The sequence below is a fragment of the Candidatus Pantoea soli genome (assembly GCF_007833795.1).
GTDB classification, from domain to species: Bacteria; Pseudomonadota; Gammaproteobacteria; order Enterobacterales; family Enterobacteriaceae; genus Pantoea; species Pantoea soli.
The window spans coordinates 3,680,925-3,698,948 of sequence record NZ_CP032702.1; the positions used below are offsets into that span (position 1 = coordinate 3,680,925).

Annotated in this window: 15 protein-coding genes; 8 read left to right on the plus strand and 7 right to left on the minus strand. The window is 58.1% G+C overall.

What is annotated here, in order from left to right:
• Positions 1-2 precede the first annotated feature (2 nt).
• The 4 genes from trmH (at position 3) to D8B20_RS17110 (ending at position 6,113) form a co-directional block, all read left to right on the plus strand.
• A complete protein-coding gene (gene trmH / locus D8B20_RS17095) occupies positions 3-698 on the plus strand; it encodes a tRNA (guanosine(18)-2'-O)-methyltransferase TrmH (protein WP_145890201.1) in 696 nt (231 codons plus the stop codon).
• On the plus strand, positions 695-2,773 hold the full coding sequence (recG, locus tag D8B20_RS17100; RefSeq protein ID WP_145890203.1) for an ATP-dependent DNA helicase RecG: 2,079 nt from the start codon (positions 695-697) through the stop codon (positions 2,771-2,773). The genes trmH and recG overlap by 4 nt, the downstream gene beginning before the upstream one ends.
• Positions 2,774-2,919: 146 nt before the next feature.
• Positions 2,920-4,308, plus strand: coding sequence for a nucleobase:cation symporter-2 family protein (locus D8B20_RS17105; RefSeq protein WP_145890205.1), 1,389 nt, complete (start codon positions 2,920-2,922; stop codon positions 4,306-4,308).
• Between the two features lie 122 nt (positions 4,309-4,430).
• On the plus strand, positions 4,431-6,113 hold the full coding sequence (locus D8B20_RS17110; protein WP_145890208.1) for an AsmA family protein: 1,683 nt from the start codon (positions 4,431-4,433) through the stop codon (positions 6,111-6,113).
• Between the two features lie 49 nt (positions 6,114-6,162).
• On the opposite strand, the gene fabY is transcribed toward D8B20_RS17110, so the two are convergent.
• The 5 genes from fabY to typA form a co-directional block, all read right to left on the minus strand.
• Entirely contained in the window at positions 6,163-7,110 is a 948-nt protein-coding gene (fabY, locus tag D8B20_RS17115) for a fatty acid biosynthesis protein FabY (protein ID WP_145890210.1), read from the minus strand.
• A 56-nt stretch (positions 7,111-7,166) separates the two neighbouring features.
• Positions 7,167-7,604 carry a D-aminoacyl-tRNA deacylase gene (gene dtd / locus D8B20_RS17120; protein ID WP_145890212.1) on the minus strand — a complete coding sequence of 146 codons (438 nt, stop codon included), beginning with the start codon at positions 7,602-7,604 and terminating at the stop codon, positions 7,167-7,169.
• Positions 7,601-8,455 (minus strand): virulence factor BrkB family protein, encoded by an 855-nt coding sequence (locus D8B20_RS17125; protein WP_370664117.1) that lies wholly within the window; start codon positions 8,453-8,455, stop codon positions 7,601-7,603. The genes dtd and D8B20_RS17125 overlap by 4 nt, the downstream gene beginning before the upstream one ends.
• Before the next feature lie 18 nt (positions 8,456-8,473).
• A complete protein-coding gene (gene yihX / locus D8B20_RS17130; RefSeq protein ID WP_145890216.1) occupies positions 8,474-9,070 on the minus strand; it encodes a glucose-1-phosphatase in 597 nt (198 codons plus the stop codon).
• Positions 9,071-9,253: 183 nt separating this feature from the next.
• Positions 9,254-11,074: a ribosome-dependent GTPase TypA gene (gene typA / locus D8B20_RS17135; protein WP_145890218.1), complete on the minus strand. Its 1,821-nt coding sequence runs from the start codon at positions 11,072-11,074 to the stop codon at positions 9,254-9,256.
• A gap of 438 nt (positions 11,075-11,512) precedes the next feature.
• Between typA and glnA the strand changes: the two genes are divergently transcribed.
• The 4 genes from glnA (at position 11,513) to D8B20_RS17155 (ending at position 15,850) form a co-directional block, all read left to right on the plus strand.
• On the plus strand, positions 11,513-12,922 hold the full coding sequence (gene glnA, locus D8B20_RS17140; protein WP_145890220.1) for a glutamate--ammonia ligase: 1,410 nt from the start codon (positions 11,513-11,515) through the stop codon (positions 12,920-12,922).
• A gap of 229 nt (positions 12,923-13,151) precedes the next feature.
• On the plus strand, positions 13,152-14,201 hold the full coding sequence (gene glnL, locus D8B20_RS17145; RefSeq protein WP_145890222.1) for a nitrogen regulation protein NR(II): 1,050 nt from the start codon (positions 13,152-13,154) through the stop codon (positions 14,199-14,201).
• 7 nt (positions 14,202-14,208) lie between these two features.
• A complete protein-coding gene (gene glnG / locus D8B20_RS17150) occupies positions 14,209-15,618 on the plus strand; it encodes a nitrogen regulation protein NR(I) (RefSeq protein ID WP_145890224.1) in 1,410 nt (469 codons plus the stop codon).
• 106 nt (positions 15,619-15,724) lie between these two features.
• Complete coding sequence (locus D8B20_RS17155; RefSeq protein WP_145890226.1) at positions 15,725-15,850, plus strand: YshB family small membrane protein; 126 nt, start codon at positions 15,725-15,727, stop codon at positions 15,848-15,850.
• 29 nt (positions 15,851-15,879) lie between these two features.
• Here the strand turns inward: D8B20_RS17155 and hemN are convergent, their stop codons facing one another.
• Together hemN and yihI are read right to left on the minus strand one after the other, a co-directional pair.
• Positions 15,880-17,253, minus strand: coding sequence for an oxygen-independent coproporphyrinogen III oxidase (gene hemN / locus D8B20_RS17160; RefSeq protein ID WP_145890228.1), 1,374 nt, complete (start codon positions 17,251-17,253; stop codon positions 15,880-15,882).
• A gap of 234 nt (positions 17,254-17,487) precedes the next feature.
• Positions 17,488-18,009 carry a Der GTPase-activating protein YihI gene (gene yihI, locus D8B20_RS17170; protein WP_145890232.1) on the minus strand — a complete coding sequence of 174 codons (522 nt, stop codon included), beginning with the start codon at positions 18,007-18,009 and terminating at the stop codon, positions 17,488-17,490.
• Positions 18,010-18,024: the final 15 nt, after the last annotated feature.

Here is an 18,024-nt window from a genome sequence, read left to right on the forward strand (position 1 = left end):
GCATGAACGCTCAACGTTTTGCTCGTATCCAGGAGATGCTGGCCATGCGCCAGCACGATCTCACCGTCTGCATGGAGCAGGTGCACAAGCCGCATAACGTTTCGGCTGTGATTCGCACCGCGGATGCGGTCGGTATTCATGAAGTGCACGCCGTCTGGCCCAGTGTCCGCATGCGGACAATGGTGTCCGCCTCTGCCGGCAGCAATAGCTGGGTGAAGGTAAAAACCCATCGCCACATCGCCGAAGCGGTACAGCACCTGAAAGATCAGGGGATGCAGGTCCTGGCGACCAATTTGTCGCCGCAGGCCGTGGATTTCCGCGAGATCGATTACACCCGCCCTACCTGCATACTGATGGGCCAGGAGAAGACCGGCATTACCGCTGAAGCGCTGGCGCTGGCCGATCGCGACATCATTATTCCCATGGTCGGCATGGTGCAGTCGCTGAATGTCTCTGTCGCCTCTGCCCTGATTCTGTATGAAGCGCAGCGCCAGCGTCAGAACGCTGGCATGTATCGGCGACAGCACAGCCTGCTGGACGAAGAGGAACAGCAGCGCCTGCTGTTTGAGGGGGGTTATCCGGTGCTGGCGCGCGTGGCAAAGCAGAAAGGCCTGCCCTACCCGTACATTAACGCCCGCGGTGAAGTGGAAGCCGATGCCGACTGGTGGGCGACCATGCAGGCAACCGGTAAAAAATGAAAGGCCGCCTGCTGGATGCCATCCCGCTCAGTACCCTGACCGGCGTCGGTGCCAGCCAGGCGGGTAAACTGGCCCGGCTGGGCCTGTTCACCATCCAGGATCTGCTCTTGCATCTGCCGCTGCGCTACGAAGACCGCACGCAACTCTATCAGATTAACGATCTGCTGCCCGGCATCTGGGCCACTGTCGAAGGCGAAGTGCTGCACAGCGAAATCACCTTCGGCCGCCGCCGCATGCTGGTCTGCCAGATCAGCGATGGCAGCGGCATGCTGACGCTGCGCTTCTTTAATTTCAACGCCGGCATGAAAAACAGTCTGGCTCCCGGTCGCCGCGTCACGGCGTACGGCGAAATCAAGCGCGGTCAGCGCGGTGCGGAAATTATTCATCCTGAATACCGGGTGCAGGGTGAACAGGGCGGCGTCGAGCTGCAGGAGACGCTGACACCGGTGTATCCCACCACCGAAGGCATCCGCCAGGCCACGCTGCGTAATCTGACCGACCAGGCACTGACGCTGCTGGAGAGCTGCCCGATTGCCGAACTGCTGCCGCCAGAGCTGAGCGGCGGCATGATAAGCCTGCCAGAGGCCCTGCGCACGCTGCACCGGCCGCCGCCGGATTTACGCCTGAGCGAGCTGGAAACCGGTCGTCATCCGGCGCAAAAGCGGCTGATTCTGGAAGAGCTGCTGGCGCATAATCTCAGTATGCTGGCGGTCCGCGCAGGCGCACAGCGTCATCATGCGCTGCCGCTGCCAGCCTGCCATACGCTGGCCGATAAGCTGCTGGCGGCGCTGCCCTTCTCACCCACCGGTGCGCAGCAGCGCGTGGTTGCTGAGATTGAGCGCGATCTGGCAAAAGATTACCCCATGATGCGACTGGTTCAGGGCGATGTCGGCTCCGGCAAAACGCTGGTTGCCGCACTGGCGGCGCTGAATGTCATTGCCCACGGCAAGCAGGTGGCGCTGATGGCTCCGACCGAATTGCTGGCCGAACAGCACGCGAATAACTTCCGTCAGTGGTTTGCACCGCTTGGCATTAACGTTGGCTGGCTGGCCGGTAAGCAGAAGGGCAAAGCACGCGAAGCGCAGCAGGAGGCGATTGCCCGTGGCGAGGTGGCAATGGTGGTCGGCACGCATGCGCTGTTCCAGGAGCAGGTGAAGTTTAATGGCATGGCGCTGGTGATCATTGATGAACAGCACCGCTTTGGTGTGCATCAGCGTCTGGCGCTGTGGGAGAAAGGCGAAGAGCAGGGCTTCCATCCGCATCAGCTGATCATGACCGCAACGCCGATTCCGCGCACGCTGGCGATGACTGCCTATGCCGATCTGGATACTTCTACCATTGATGAATTGCCGCCGGGCCGTACGCCGGTGACCACCGTGGCGATTCCGGACAGCCGCCGCAGCGAGATTATCGCGCGCGTACAGAGCGCCTGTCATGAAGGTCGCCAGGCTTACTGGGTTTGCACGCTGATTGATGAATCAGACGTGCTGGAAGCGCAGGCCGCGGAAGTCACCTGGCAGGAGCTAAAAGAGGCGCTGCCGGATTTGCAGGTCGGTCTGGTGCATGGTCGCATGAAGCCGGCAGAAAAGCAGGCAGTGATGGCCGCGTTCAAAGCCAATACGATTCAGCTTCTGGTCGCTACCACGGTGATTGAAGTGGGCGTGGACGTGCCAAACGCCAGTCTGATGATCATTGAAAACCCGGAACGTCTCGGGCTGGCGCAGCTGCATCAGCTGCGCGGGCGCGTAGGCCGCGGCGCCGTTGCGTCACACTGCGTGCTGCTCTACAAAGCGCCGCTGAGCAAAACCGCACAGAAACGCCTGCAGGTACTGCGCGACAGCAATGACGGCTTTGTCATTGCCCAGCACGACCTCGAAATTCGCGGTCCGGGTGAGCTGCTTGGCACGCGCCAGACCGGCAACGCCGAATTTAAGGTCGCGGATCTGCTGCGCGATCAGAGCATGATCCCCGAAGTGCAGCGCGTGGCGCGCCACATCCACCAGCACTACCCCGAACAGGCGCAGGCGCTGATCGAACGCTGGCTTCCGGAGACCGAACGCTACAGTAACGCGTAACTGCGACTCTTTCCCTGCGTCTTTCCCCCTTATCGCATACCCTTCTCTGCCTGCCTGACATATGTGTCCGCCGCCCTACAAGCAAACGATTGCTTTCACAACGCAACCGTTTAAAATCGCCACTTTGCTGTTACTGAGATCCCACCATGTCCGTCGATACCGCTGAAACCCGCCAGTCTGCCAGCGTGGCAGGTCAGGCAAAAACTGAGCTGATTTACCGCCTTGAAGATCGTCCGCCACTGCCGCAGACACTGTTCGCTGCCTGCCAGCACCTGCTGGCCATGTTCGTGGCGGTGATAACGCCTGCGCTGCTGATTTGTCAGGCACTTGGCCTGCCGGCCCGGGATACGCAGCACATCATCAGCATGTCGCTGTTTGCCTCCGGTGTCGCATCGCTTCTGCAAATCAAAACCTGGGGGCCGGTGGGCTCCGGGCTGCTGTCGATTCAGGGCACCAGCTTTAACTTTGTCACGCCGCTCATCATGGGTGGCATGGCGCTGAAAAATGGCGGAGCAGACGTGCCAACCATGATGGCCGCGCTGTTTGGCACGCTGATGGTGGCGTCCTGTACGGAAATGGTGTTGTCGCGCGTGCTGCACCTGGCGCGCCGCATCATTACCCCGCTGGTTTCAGGCGTGGTGGTGATGATTATCGGCCTGTCACTGATTCAGGTTGGCCTGACGTCTATCGGCGGCGGATTTGCGGCCATAAACGATCACACCTTTGGCGCACCTGCAAATCTGCTGCTGGCCGGTGCGGTGCTGCTGGTGATTATTCTGCTGAACCGCCAGCGTAATCCTTACCTGCGCGTCGCATCGCTGGTGATTGCCATGGCCGTGGGTTATGCGCTGGCCTGGGCGCTGGATATGCTGCCTGCCAGCCACCCCGCCGGCGAACAGCCGCTGATCGCGGTGCCGGCGCCGCTCTACTACGGCCTGGGGTTTGACTGGAATCTGCTGATCCCACTGATGCTGGTGTTTATGGTGACGTCGCTGGAGACTATCGGCGATATCACCGCCACCTCCGATGTCTCTGAACAGCCGGTCAGCGGCCCGCTGTACATGAAGCGTCTGAAAGGTGGCGTGCTGGCAAATGGCCTTAACTCGTGCGTGTCCGCCCTGTTTAACACCTTCCCGAACTCCTGCTTCGGCCAGAATAATGGCGTTATCCAGCTGACCGGCGTCGCCAGCCGCTATGTCGGCTTTGTCGTGGCGCTGATGCTGATAGTGCTGGGGCTGTTTCCGGCGGTCAGCGGCTTTGTGCAGCACATTCCCGAACCGGTGCTCGGCGGTGCCACCCTTGTCATGTTTGGCACCATTGCCGCCTCGGGCGTGCGCATCGTCGCGCGCGAGCCACTGAACCGCCGCGCCATTATGATTATTGCGCTGTCACTGGCTGTCGGGCTGGGCGTCTCGCAGCAGCCGCTGATCCTGCAGTTTGCGCCGGACTGGCTGAAAACGCTGCTCTCTTCCGGCATCGCCGCAGGCGGTCTTACCGCGATTGTGCTGAATCTGATCTTCCCGCAGGAACACTGACCGGTACGGGCAGGCTGCGGCCTGCCTGCTATTTATCCGCTTTTACATCCAGGCTGTTGAGCTGTAACGGTAATTCAGGCATAACAACCACTCACCGGAAAATATCGGGATGGATGGATGCAATGAAATTTTTAGGCAAGTTTTTCCTTACCTTGTTACTGCTGATTTTGCTGGCGCTGGTGATCCTCTACGTGCTGTTGCAAACGCAGTGGGGCGCGGGCTGGTTTAGCCGTTGGGTAAGCGATAAAACCGCCTGGCATCTCTCGCTCAGTAAAATTGAGCACAACTTCTCCTCGCCCTCGCATATCATCCTGGATGATTTCAGCTTCGGCCATGATGGCCAGCCCGCCGTGCTGGTGGCGAAGCGCGTTGACCTGGGGCTGGCGCTGGTCCAGTTCAGCGATCCGCTGCATTTTGCCAGCATTGAGGTGCGCGACGGTGAGATCAATCTTGCCAACCAGACACCGCAGACCACGCTGCCGGTACAGGCTAACCGGCTGCAGCTGAACAATGTGCGTATTGAAAGCCCGCACAGCGCCCTGCCGCTGTCAGCACAGCGCGTCAACGGCGGTATTGTGCCGTGGAAACCCATTGCCAGCGATATGCTTGGCAGCGATGCGCAGTTTCAGATGAGCGCCGCTGCCCTGACGCTGAACGGCGTTGCCGGTAGCAACGTGCTGTTGCAGGGCAGCGTGGCAAAACATCGCCTGATGCTGACCAATATCGGTGCCGACCTGGCACGCGGTTCCCTGACTGGCCGGGCAGAGCGCGATGCCCAGGGCAACTGGCTAATCGGCCAGCTGCGCCTCAACGATATCCGCCTGCAGACGCAGCAGACACTGAGCCACTTCCTGAGCCCGCTGCGCGACGTGCCTTCCGTGCGCATCAACCGGCTGGATATGACCGATGCACGTCTGCAGGGGCCGGACTGGGCGGTAACTGACCTGGATTTGACGCTGAAAAATATCACCCTGCGCGGCGATGACTGGCAGAGCGATGATGGCTCACTGGCGATGAACGCCGGTAACTTTATTGATGGCAGCCTTGAACTGAACGATCCGATTGTGAATGCCGCATTCTCTGCGCAGGGCATTGAGCTGACGCAGTTCAGTTCGCGCTGGGTGAATGGTGTAATTCGCGCCAGCGGTCGCTGGACACGCAGTGACAGGCGACTGACGCTGGATGAGCTGGCGCTGGCCGGTCTGGAGTATACCCTGCCGCAGAACTGGCGTGATCGCTGGCAGGCCGCGCTGCCGGAATGGCTCGACAGCGTACTAGTGAAACGGGCTACCGCTAATCGCAATCTGATTATTGATATTAATCCGGCTTTCCCGTTCCAGATGACGTCGCTGGACGGCAGTGCGGATAACCTGCTGCTGGCGCGCCAGCATCAGTGGGGTATCTGGTCCGGTAAAGTCAGCGTGAACGCGGCGGAAGCCACCTTTAACCGCACCGATTTGCGCCATCCTTCGCTGACGCTCAGCGCCAGTGACGATCAGATTCAGGTCAGCGAGATGAGTGCGTTTAACGGCAACGGGCTGCTGGAAGGCACCGCCACCGTGGGTCAGACGCCGCAGCGTCCGCTAACGCTGAACCTGAAAGGCCAGGCGGTGCCGGCCAATGTGCTGGAGAACTGGGGCTGGCCGGCGCTGCTGCTGAACGGCAACAGTAACCTGCAGCTGCAGCTGAAAGCGTCCCTCAGCGCCACCACCCCGCTGCGCAACAGCGCTGAAGGAAACTTAACGGTGACCACGGAGACGCAGTCTGTCCAGCAGACGCTGCGCGCGGGCCAGGTTGTTCAGTAAGCTATGCGTTGCGGCACCATGCAGCGTGCCGCAACGGACGCCTCAGGCATCAGTTAATGTGTGCGCCTGAGCCGCCCTCTTCTAAAGCGCCGTCCGGGTCGGCAGGCAGAACGATATAGACGCCCTCAAAAACCGCGCCCGGCTCGTCATTACCAAACAGTTCCACTTCCATCTGCACCCGCGCTTTGCGTCCGCGCGCCAGACGATCAAGATCGCCGCTCAGCGAACCGAGATCGGCGATGGCACCCGGACGTCCGGTAATCGGCTTACTGTAACGGATATGCGCATCGGCCAGGATAATGGTGCCGCCCAGATGGCGCTCGCGCAGCAGCAGCCAGATCAAGCCCCAGCCGGTAAGCGTGGCGAGGGAGAACAGGCTGCCGGCAAACAGCGTATGGTGCGGATTCTGGTTGCCGGTTTCCGGCATCGTGGTGATAAATTTTTGCCCGGTATACTGCAGGATGCGCACACCCATTTTTTCACTCAGCGGGATATGCTCATACCAGGCCTGCTGCAGCTGCCCGCACCAGTCCGCGCGATGCAAAATATCATCCAGCGTCACCACCGGTTTGATCATCAGAAAGTGGCGTACCGGCGTGGTTTGCGGGGCCGTGATCTCCCCCTGATTAACAAACCCCAGCTTGGCGAAAAACGCGACCGCGTCTTCGCGCGCGCTGCAGGTCACGCGTTTCGCCCCTTCCTGGCGTGCCACGGATTCCAGCGTCATCGCCACCAGCGTTCCCAGCCCTTTTCCCTGCACGGTAGGATGAACCGCCAGGAAACGGATGGCGGCTTCGTTTTCAGCATTAATATACAGACGCCCGACGGCCACAACGTTGCCCTGCTCATCCACCACCATCTGATGATGGGCCAGCGCATCCCAGGCATCACGTTCGGAGCCCTGCGGCTGGCGCAGGGGCTTACGTAACATTTCCCAGCGGAACTGATAATACCTGTCCAGCTCTTCCGCCGTTTGCGGTACACGAAGATGATACATAAAGTGATTCTCTCGTTCGGCGCCAGCGTGGCCGCTCTGATGCCCGGCTAAAAACCTCACACCTGCAACCAGAAGGTGACCGGGCCATCGTTAACCAGCGAAACCTGCATATTGGCGGCGAAGCGGCCGTTTGCCGTGGTGATGCCCTCTGCCCGGCAGCGCTCGCTGAAATAGTGGTAAAGACGCTCCGCCTCAGCCGGCTCTGCGCCACCGGAAAACGAGGGGCGCATCCCTTTTTGCGTATCTGCCGCCAGCGTGAATTGCGACACCACCAGCACGCTGCCGCCCGCCTGCCGCACATTCAGATTCATTTTGTCATTTTCATCAGCGAAGATGCGATACCCCAGCACTTTGTCACACAGACGCTGCGCTTTTTGCTCGTCGTCGCCCTTTTCCACGCCAAGTAATATCAGCAAACCCGGGCCGATTTCACCCACGGTCTCCGCTGCCACGCTGACGCTGGCGCGGCTGACGCGCTGAATCAAAGCAATCATGTTTCCTCTCGTTCTTTTTCGCGTTCCTGCTGTTTTAACTGGCGATACTCCTCCAGCGTGACGGTGATTTCCGCCCCCAGCAACACAATACACCAGGTCCAGTAAACCCAGAGAAAGAGAATCGGGATGACCGCCAGGACGCCGTAAATTAACTGATACGAAGGGAACATCGTAACATAGAGCGCAAAGCCCTTTTTGCCCAGCTCAAACAGCAACCCGGCCACCACTGCGCCCGTCAGGGCATCACGTCCCGGCACGCTGCGCGTCGGCACAATGCTGTACAGCAGCCAGAAAGCCAGAATAGAGAGCAATAAAGGAAAGATGCGCAGCACCTGATCGATCAGGCTGGTGACACCGGAAACATTCACCCAGCGCAGCGACAGCAGATAAGAGCTGATTGCCAGGCTGGCACCCGCCAGCAGCGGGCCAAGCGTCAGGATCATCCAGTAGACGGCGAAGGAGTACACCATCGGCCGTGACCGGTTGCTGCGCCAGATGGCGTTGAGCGCGCTGTCCACCGAGTGCATCAGCAGCAGCGCGGTGACGATCAGGCCCACGGCGCCCACTGCCGTCATTTTATTCACGTTCGCCACGAACTGATCGAGGTAGCGCTGAATCACATCGCCGGCGGCCGGCATAAAGTTAGTGAAGATGAAGTTTTTTAACTGCACGCTGATGTCGGAGAACACCGGGAAAGCCGCAAACAGCGCAAAGACCACCGCAACCAGCGGAACCAGCGCCAGCAGCGAGACGTAGGCCAGATTACCGGCCTGCGTCGTCATATTGTCCTGATCGATGCGCCGCCACAGCAGTCTGAGCCACAGGAACAACGCGTGTAATGAATGGCGCATAGCGTTACGCATCGTCACTTACTGGCGGCTCGCAAACCAGGCAGGCACGGTTTTGTTGTCTTCCACCAGCACGCTCTCAATGCCGAGCGCACGCGCAGCGTCAATGTTCGCCTGGTTATCATCAAAGAAGATGGCCTGATCGGCAGTGAAGCCCTCGTGTTCAAGGACGTACTGATAAATGCGCGCTTCCGGTTTGCGCATCCCCAGATCCTGCGACATATAGACATGATCGGCCGCCTGCTGCACTTCCGGATACTGCGTAGGCCAGAATTCAAAATGCAGCTGGTTGGTGTTGGACAAAATCACCACCCGCTCACCGCTGGCGCGGAGCTGCTGCATGATGGCGAGGGTTTCCGGCCGGACGTCGACGAATACGGCCTGCCAGCCAGCGGTGAACTGCGGATAGCTCAGGGCAATATCCAGCTGGTCGCAGATGCGCGCAGCGAACTCCGGGTCGCTGATTTCGCCTCGCTCATGTTTTTCAAAGGTTTCATCCATGCGGAAACGGCTTTGCAGCGTCGCCAGCGGTACGCGGCCCAGATCGCTCCAGACACCAAGTACCCGGTTAAAATCGATATCAACAATCACATTGCCTAAATCAAAGATGTACAGCATGACACCTCTCCTCTGCGTTCCCTGGATCATTCACTCTAGCGGCAAAAACGCGCACTGAACAGGGACGACGCGGGGAAATCCGCTGGCTGAGGCGTGCCGGTAAGCGGGCCGGAAGCGCGCGGCACAGGCGGGCAGGCAAAAAAAAGCCCCGCAGTGCGGGGCTTCATTATCAGACTGTTTCGCTTACTCTTTGCTGCCGCGAGACGCACGTTTACGGTCGTTCTCGGTCAGGTGACGCTTACGAATACGGATAGACTGTGGTGTTACTTCGACCAGTTCGTCATCATCGATGAACTCAATTGCCTGTTCCAGCGTCATTTTCTGCGGTGGAACCAGGGTCGTTGCTTCGTCGGTACCTGACGCACGCATGTTGGTCAGTTTCTTACCGGTCAGGCAGTTAACGGTCAGGTCGTTAGAGCGGCTGTGAATACCGATGATCTGGCCTTCATACACTTCCGCACCGTGACCCAGGAACAGCTTGCCGCGATCCTGCAGACCGAACAGGGCGAAGGCAACCGCTTTACCCTGGCCGTTAGAGATCAGCACGCCATTCTGACGCTGGCCCACTTCACCCGGACGCACATCGTCGTAGTGGCTGAAGGTGGAGTACAGCAGACCGGTACCGGAGGTCATGGTCATGAATTCGTTACGGAAGCCGATCAGGCCACGGCTTGGGATCACGTAGTCAAGACGTACGCGGCCTTTACCATCCGGATCCATGTTTTTCAGATCGCCTTTACGCTCGCCCATCGCCTGCATCACGGAACCCTGGTGGGTTTCTTCGATGTCCAGCGTGACGTTTTCGAATGGCTCCTGCTTGCGGCCTTCGAATTCACGGAAGATAACTTTCGGACGGGATACCGCCAGTTCGTAACCTTCACGACGCATGTTTTCGATCAGTACGGACAGGTGCAGTTCACCACGGCCGGATACGCGGAAGGCATCCGCATCTTCGGTCTCTTCCACGCGCAGTGCCACGTTGTGCACCAGCTCTTTGTTCAGACGCTCCAGAATCTGGCGCGACGTCACAAACTTACCTTCTTTACCGCAGAACGGTGAGGTGTTGACGTTGAAGAACATGGTTACCGTTGGCTCATCCACGCTCAGCGCAGGCAGCGCTTCCACATTCTGCGTGTCGCAGATAGTGTCGGAGATGTTCAGCTCACCCAGACCGGTGATAGCGATGATATCGCCCGCTTCTGCCACGTCCGTTTCGATACGTTCCAGACCCAGATGACCCAGCACTTTGCCCACTTTCGCGTTGCGGGTTTTGCCTTCGCTGTCAATGACCGTAACCTGCTGGTTCGGCTTAACTTTACCGCGTTTGATACGGCCAATGCCGATCACGCCAAGGTAGTTGTTGTAGTCCAGCTGCGAGATCTGCATCTGCAGAGGGGCTTCCACTTCAACCTGTGGCGGAGAAACGTGGTCGACGATAGCCTGATACAGCGGCGTCATGTCGTCAGCCATATCCGTGTGATCCAGACCGGCAATACCATTCAGCGCAGAAGCATAAATGATAGGGAAGTCCAGCTGCTCATCCGTCGCGTCGAGGTTAACGAACAGGTCGAATACCTGATCCACTACCCAGTCAGGACGCGCGCCAGGACGGTCGATTTTGTTGATAACTACAATCGGCTTCAGACCGTGGGCAAAAGCTTTCTTGGTTACGAAGCGGGTTTGCGGCATAGGGCCATCCATCGCGTCGACAACCAGCAGCACCGAATCCACCATGGACATGACGCGCTCTACTTCACCACCGAAGTCGGCGTGTCCCGGGGTATCAACGATGTTGATACGGTAGTCGTTCCATTTGATGGCGGTGTTTTTCGCGAGGATGGTAATCCCACGCTCTTTCTCCAAATCGTTGGAGTCCATCACGCGCTCAGTCGCTTCGGTACGGGCGTCAAAAGTACCGGACTGTTGCAGCAGTTTATCAACCAGGGTGGTCTTTCCATGGTCAACGTGCGCGATGATGGCGATGTTACGCAAATTTTCGATCACAGCTTTGCCTCAGGCATTATAGAAATAACGCGGTATTGTACACGGATTAAGCGGAAGACTGAACATGATCACAGTTTTCGCCGAAAGATTCTCGCGGTGCTTATTTTTAGCGCCATTAACGGTGCATTTGCCTGCACTGTGCGGCAAATTTGCACCATTTTAGTGCCAAAACGCAGCGCATGAGCACCATATTGGTGCAATCCATCCATCCTGGTGCAGTTGCCGCTGCAGCACAGGGCGCATCAGAGCGCCATTTTCCCGATTGCAATAAAGTTGGCACAGAATTCGCTTCATCTCTTTTAAGCGAAAACGACAGTTGTACAACGGTTGAAGAGCTTGCCGAGATCTTGGTCAGGGGTGGTCAGTAGTCGTGACCCATTCCAGGCAATGAAGTTCTCTCACCACGACGACAAATGACCATTTCCAGGAGAGTTGAGTATGTCCGCTGAACACGTTCTCTCGATGATGAACGAGCATGAAGTTAAGTTTGTTGACCTGCGTTTTACCGATACCAAAGGTAAAGAACAGCACGTTACTATCCCTGCTCACCAGGTTAACGCTGACTTCTTCGAAGAAGGCAAAATGTTCGATGGCTCCTCCATCGGTGGCTGGAAAGGCATTAACGAATCAGACATGGTGCTGATGCCGGACGCGACCACTGCGGTAATGGATCCTTTCTTCGAAGATCCTACGCTGATCATCCGTTGTGACATCCTTGAGCCAGGCACGCTGCAGGGCTATGACCGCGACCCGCGCTCTATCGCCAAACGCGCTGAAGAGTACCTGCGTGCATCCGGCATCGCCGATACCGTACTGTTCGGGCCTGAGCCAGAGTTCTTCCTGTTCGACGACATCCGTTTCGGCTCTTCTACCTCCGGTTCACACGTGGCTATCGACGATATCGAAGCATGCTGGAACACCGGTAAAGCCTACGAAGGTGGTAACAAAGGTCACCGTCCGGGTCTGAAAGGCGGCTACTTCCCGGTTCCACCGGTCGACTCTTCACAGGACATCCGTTCTGCTATGTGTCTGACCATGGAGCAGATGGGTCTGGTGGTTGAAGCACACCATCACGAAGTGGCAACAGCGGGTCAGAACGAAGTGGCAACCCGCTTCAACACCATGACCAAGAAAGCGGACGAAATTCAGATCTACAAATACGTGGTGCACAACGTTGCGCACGCTTATGGCAAAACCGCAACCTTCATGCCGAAGCCAATGTTTGGTGATAACGGTTCTGGTATGCACTGCCACATGTCTCTGTCCAAAGGCGGCGTGAACCTGTTCTCTGGCGACAAGTACGGCGGTCTGTCTGAAACGGCCCTGTTCTACATCGGCGGCGTGATCAAACACGCTAAAGCTATCAACGCCCTGGCTAACCCGACCACCAACTCCTACAAGCGTCTGGTTCCGGGCTACGAAGCTCCGGTCATGCTGGCGTACTCTGCCCGTAACCGCTCTGCTTCAATCCGTATTCCGGTCGTCGCAAGCCCGAAAGCCCGTCGTATCGAAGCGCGCTTCCCGGATCCAGCGGCTAACCCATACCTGGCGTTTACCGCGCTGCTGATGGCTGGCCTGGATGGCATCATCAACAAGATCCACCCTGGCGATGCCATGGATAAAAACCTGTATGACCTGCCGCCGGAAGAAGAAGCAGAAATTCCAAAAGTGGCCGGTTCCCTGGAAGAAGCGCTGAACGCCCTGAACGAAGACCGCGAGTTCCTGACCCGTGGTGGCGTATTCACCGACGACGCTATCGATGCTTACATCGAACTGCGTAAGTCAGACGTTGATCGCGTGCGCATGACGCCGCACCCGGTTGAGTTTGAACTGTACTACAGCGTTTAATTACCTGAGATTCGCGAATTTTTGCGCCGCGTCCGGCCGCGTCCGGCTACTGACCCTGTTCAGAAGCCGGACCGTCGCGGCGGCGACAAAGACGCTGAAGATTTTTTGTTGCCGTGGAAACTTTAGCCCATCTCCGGATGGGTTTTTTTCACCGCGAATTCATCGTTCGACGCATCGTTTTCCGTCCTGAAAAGCTATAATGCACTATTTTGGTGCAGAGGAACGCTGTATGGCAACTGGCACGCTGCCCGACGCGGGGCTGATACTCAACTCCCTGATCAACAGCATTTTGCTGGTCGATAACGATCTGGTTATTCACTACGCCAACCCGGCGGCACAGCAATTGCTGGCGCAAAGCTCGCGGAAATTATTCGGCACGCCCCTGCCGGATTTAACCGGCTATTTTTCGCTGAATATTGAAGTGATGCGTGAAAACCTTGAAGCAGGCCAGGGCTTTACCGACAGCGAAGTGACTTTAGTGGTCGACGGGCGCGCCCATATCATGGCGCTGACCGCCCAGCGATTACCGGACGGCTTTATCCTGCTGGAAATGGCGCCGATGGATAACCAGCGCCGCCTGAGCCAGGAGCAGATTCAGCACGCGCAGCAGGTGGCGGCGCGGGATCTGGTGCGCGGCCTGGCACACGAGATTAAAAATCCGCTGGGAGGATTGCGCGGTGCAGCGCAGCTCTTGTCACGCGCGCTGCCCGATCCGTCGCTGAATGAGTACACCAAAGTCATCATTGAGCAGGCGGACCGGCTACGCAACCTGGTTGACCGCCTGCTGGGTCCGCAGCAGCCCGGCTTACACGTCACACAGAGTATTCATCAGGTGGCGGAGCGTGTGGTCAATCTGGTGTCTATGGAGCTGCCGGATAACGTCTCGCTGGTGCGTGACTACGACCCCAGCCTGCCGGAGCTGCCACACGATCCGGACCAGATTGAGCAGGTGCTGCTGAACGTTGTGCGTAATGCGCTGCAGGCGCTGGGTGAGGCAGGCGGCACGATCGTGTTGCGGACCCGCACGGCGTTTCAGCTGACGCTGCACGGCACGCGCTATCGTCTGGTTGCCCGTATAGATGTGGAAGATAACGGCCCGGGCATTCCGGCGCAGCTGCAGGATACGCTGTTCTACCCGATGGTGAGCGGACGCGAAGGCGGCACGGGTCTGGGGCTCTCTATCGCACGCAGCCTGATTGATCAGCATTCAGGAAAAATTGAATTTAACAGTTGGCCAGGTCACACCGAGTTCTCGGTCTACCTGCCTATTCGCCAGTGAGGTTTCTATGCAACGAGGGATAGTCTGGATCGTCGATGACGATAGCTCGATCCGCTGGGTGCTTGAACGCGCGCTCACTGGAGCCGGTTTGAGCTGCGCCACTTTTGACAGCGGCAACGAGGTGCTGGATGCCCTCGCGACCAAAACCCCAGACGTATTATTGTCCGATATCCGTATGCCAGGCATGGATGGCCTGGCGCTGCTGAAGCAGATTAAACAGCGCCATCCGATGCTGCCGGTGATCATCATGACCGCCCATTCTGATCTGGATGCCGCCGTCAGTGCCTATCAGCAGGGCGCGTTTGATTATCTGCCAAAGCCTTTTGATATCGATGAGGCCGTTGCGCTGGTAGAGCGCGCAATCAGCCACTATCAGGAACAGCAGCAGCCGCGTAACCAGCCGGTCAGCGGGCCCACCACGGACATTATTGGTGAAGCGCCGGCGATGCAGGATGTCTTTCGCATCATTGGCCGACTGTCGCGTTCCTCTATCAGCGTGCTGATTAACGGGGAATCCGGTACCGGTAAAGAGCTGGTGGCACATGCGCTGCATCGCCACAGCCCGCGGGCGAAAGCGCCGTTTATTGCGCTGAATATGGCGGCCATTCCTAAAGATCTGATTGAATCAGAACTGTTTGGTCACGAAAAAGGTGCCTTTACCGGCGCCAACCAGATTCGTCAGGGCCGGTTTGAGCAGGCGGATGGCGGCACGCTGTTTCTGGATGAGATCGGCGATATGCCGCTGGACGTCCAGACGCGCCTGTTGCGCGTGCTGGCCGATGGCCAGTTTTATCGTGTCGGCGGTTATGCGCCAGTAAAAGTCGATGTGCGAATCATTGCAGCAACGCACCAGAATCTGGAGCTGCGGGTACAGGAAGGCAAATTCCGTGAGGACCTGTTCCATCGCCTCAATGTGATTCGGGTACATTTGCCGCCGCTGCGCGAACGCCGGGAAGATATCCCACGTCTGGCCCGCTATTTCCTGCAGGTTGCCGCGCGTGAGCTTGGGGTGGAAGCAAAAATTCTGCATCCGGAAACCGAAGCTGCCCTGACCCGCCTGCACTGGTCCGGTAACGTGCGTCAGCTGGAAAATACCTGCCGCTGGCTGACCGTGATGGCCGCAGGTCAGGAAGTGCTGATTCAGGATCTGCCGCCGGAGCTGTTTGAGTCCAGCACGCCGGATAATCCGGTGCAGTCGCTGCCGGACAGCTGGGCCACGCTGCTGGCGCAGTGGGCCGATCGCGCGTTGCGTTCCGGTCATCAAAACCTGCTGTCAGAGGCACAGCCGGAAATGGAGCGGACACTGCTGACCACCGCCCTGCGTCATACGCAGGGTCACAAGCAGGAGGCTGCACGCCTGCTGGGCTGGGGGCGGAATACGTTAACGCGCAAGCTCAAAGAGCTTGGTATGGAGTGAAACGGCAGCGGGGAAAAAGTCTGTTTTTTACCCGATTTCTGCCCGCAGTATCTGTACAGACCGACGCCGATCAGTATCATACTGGCGGCAATCGGGAGAGGTTACTATGTTGCAATCAGTCATTCAGATGATCGCGCATAACGTGGCAGCAATCGGCAGCGCGGTGGCGCATTCACCGCAAACCGCCCTCGCCGCCGTCGTGTGCGCCATGACCGTGAGTCTGTTCAGTTAATACAAAGGGAGCGTCAGCTCCCTTTGTTGTTAAATGACGCGGGAAAACGGCTGTCGGGGCGCGTTTTGCTGCAGATAGCGATCAAAGCACATACAGATATTGCGAATCAGTAAGCGGCCCGTGCTGCTCACCTGCAGACGGCGCCCCTGCTGCATCACCAGGCCGTCTGCCATCAGCGGTGCCAGCCGCGCCAGATCGTCTGCGAAATAGGCTTCAAACTTCACCGGCCACTGCGCCTCTATCGCGGCAAAATCCAGCGTGAAATTGCAAATCAGCGCTTTAATCACCTCACGCCGCAGGCGATCGTCATCCGTCAGCGTTAATCCGCGCCACAGCGCATCCTCCTGCTGCTCCACCCGGGCATAGTAGTCGTTCAGCACTTTTTGGTTCTGCGCGTAGCTGTCGCCCATCATGCTGATCGCCGACACGCCCAGCCCCAGCAGATCGGTTTCTCCCTGCGTGGTGTAGCCCTGGAAATTACGGTGCAACACACCGGCGCGCTGCGCCACCGCCAGCTCATCGTCCGGCTTCGCAAAATGGTCCATACCAATAAACTGATAGCCGGCACCGGTTAAGGTGGCGATGGTCTGCTGCAGAATCTCCAGTCTCTGCGCCGCGCCCGGCAGCTCATCCTCTTTGATTTTGCGCTGCGCCGCGAACAGAGCAGGCATATGGGCATAATTAAAAACGCTGAGGCGATCGGGGTTGAGCGCGATAACGCGCTGCAGAGTAAACGCAAAGCTTTGCGGCGTTTGCAGCGGCAGGCCATAAATCAAATCCAGGCTAATGGAACCAAAGCCCTGGTCACGCGCACGCTGCACCAGCGCGAAGATGGTTGCTTCGTCCTGCACACGATTCACGCGCGCCTGAACGGCTTTATTAAAGTCCTGCACGCCCATACTCAGGCGAGTAAAGCCCTCTGCGCGCAGATGATCGATCATCTCCGGTGCGATTTCGCGCGGATCCACTTCAATCGACATTTCGGCATCGGCAGCAATTGCAAAATGCTGGCGCAGCAGCGCCATCAGCCGGCTGATCTGCTGCTGATTCAGGAAGGTGGGCGTGCCGCCACCCCAGTGCAATTGCGTCACGCGACGCCCTGCAAACAGCAGCGCGCGCTGACAAATTTCCTGCGCCAGCGCATCCAGATAGCGATCGGCTTTGTGCAGCTGCCGCGTCACGATTTTATTGCAGCCGCAGAAGTAGCAGAGCCGGTGACAGAACGGGATATGCACATAGAGTGAAAGCGGCCGATCGGGATAGCGGGCGGCCGCGCGCTGAAAATCATCGTGACTGAAGGTGTCGCTGAATGCCAGCGCGGTGGGATAAGAGGTGTAACGCGGGCCGGCGTGATTGTATTTTTCAATCAGCCGCTGATCCCACTCAATCTGCTGTGATGACATGCTCACTCCTTACGGTGACGACGTCTCAGGACGGGTCGCGTAGCAGAAGCATGGCCGGGACGCCGGGCAGAACGCCGGCGTATACGCGCTTTCAGACGCGACAGGCGGCGTAGTTTAATCAATAACGCGAGGAGATAACATGTCAGCAGCAGCGCTAAAATTGATCCAGGCCAAAGCATCAGCAAATACCTGTTGCGCCCGGCATGCGGTAATCCGCATGCCGATCAAAATCGCTTAGTGGCCTTTCAGCAGACGCATCATATCTTCTTCGGCCTGCTCATCTTCCGCATCGTCATCCAGGGCGATGCCGAGCGTTTCCATCAGCTCATCAATACGATCCAGCGTTTCATCCAGCCACGCCTGCTCTTCGCCGCTCAGGGTTTCGCCGTTTTCCAGACGATCCAGCAGCGTATCAAGACGTTCATCGTTTTCCAGCTTCGCCAGCTCTTCCTGCGGTGTCAGACGCACCTTCTCTGCTTTGGGTTTAGGCTGTGCCGCCGGCTTTTTGACGGTTTGGGTAGTGCCATCAGCCACCAGCGCAACCGGCTTCTTACTGCCCAGCCGCGGGTCGGCGCTTTTATTGCTCTTCCCTTTGCTGGCGCTCTGCGTTTCCGGATTCGCGCGGCTGCCCGCTTTATGGCCGCTGTGCTTTTTATCGCGTTTACGATCGCGCGCTTCCTGATTCAGTTCTTCACGCGATTTACGTTTGTTTTTGGCAGCGGGTTTGCCACGCTGGGCTGGTGCAGGTTGCTTCATGATGTCCGGTCTCGG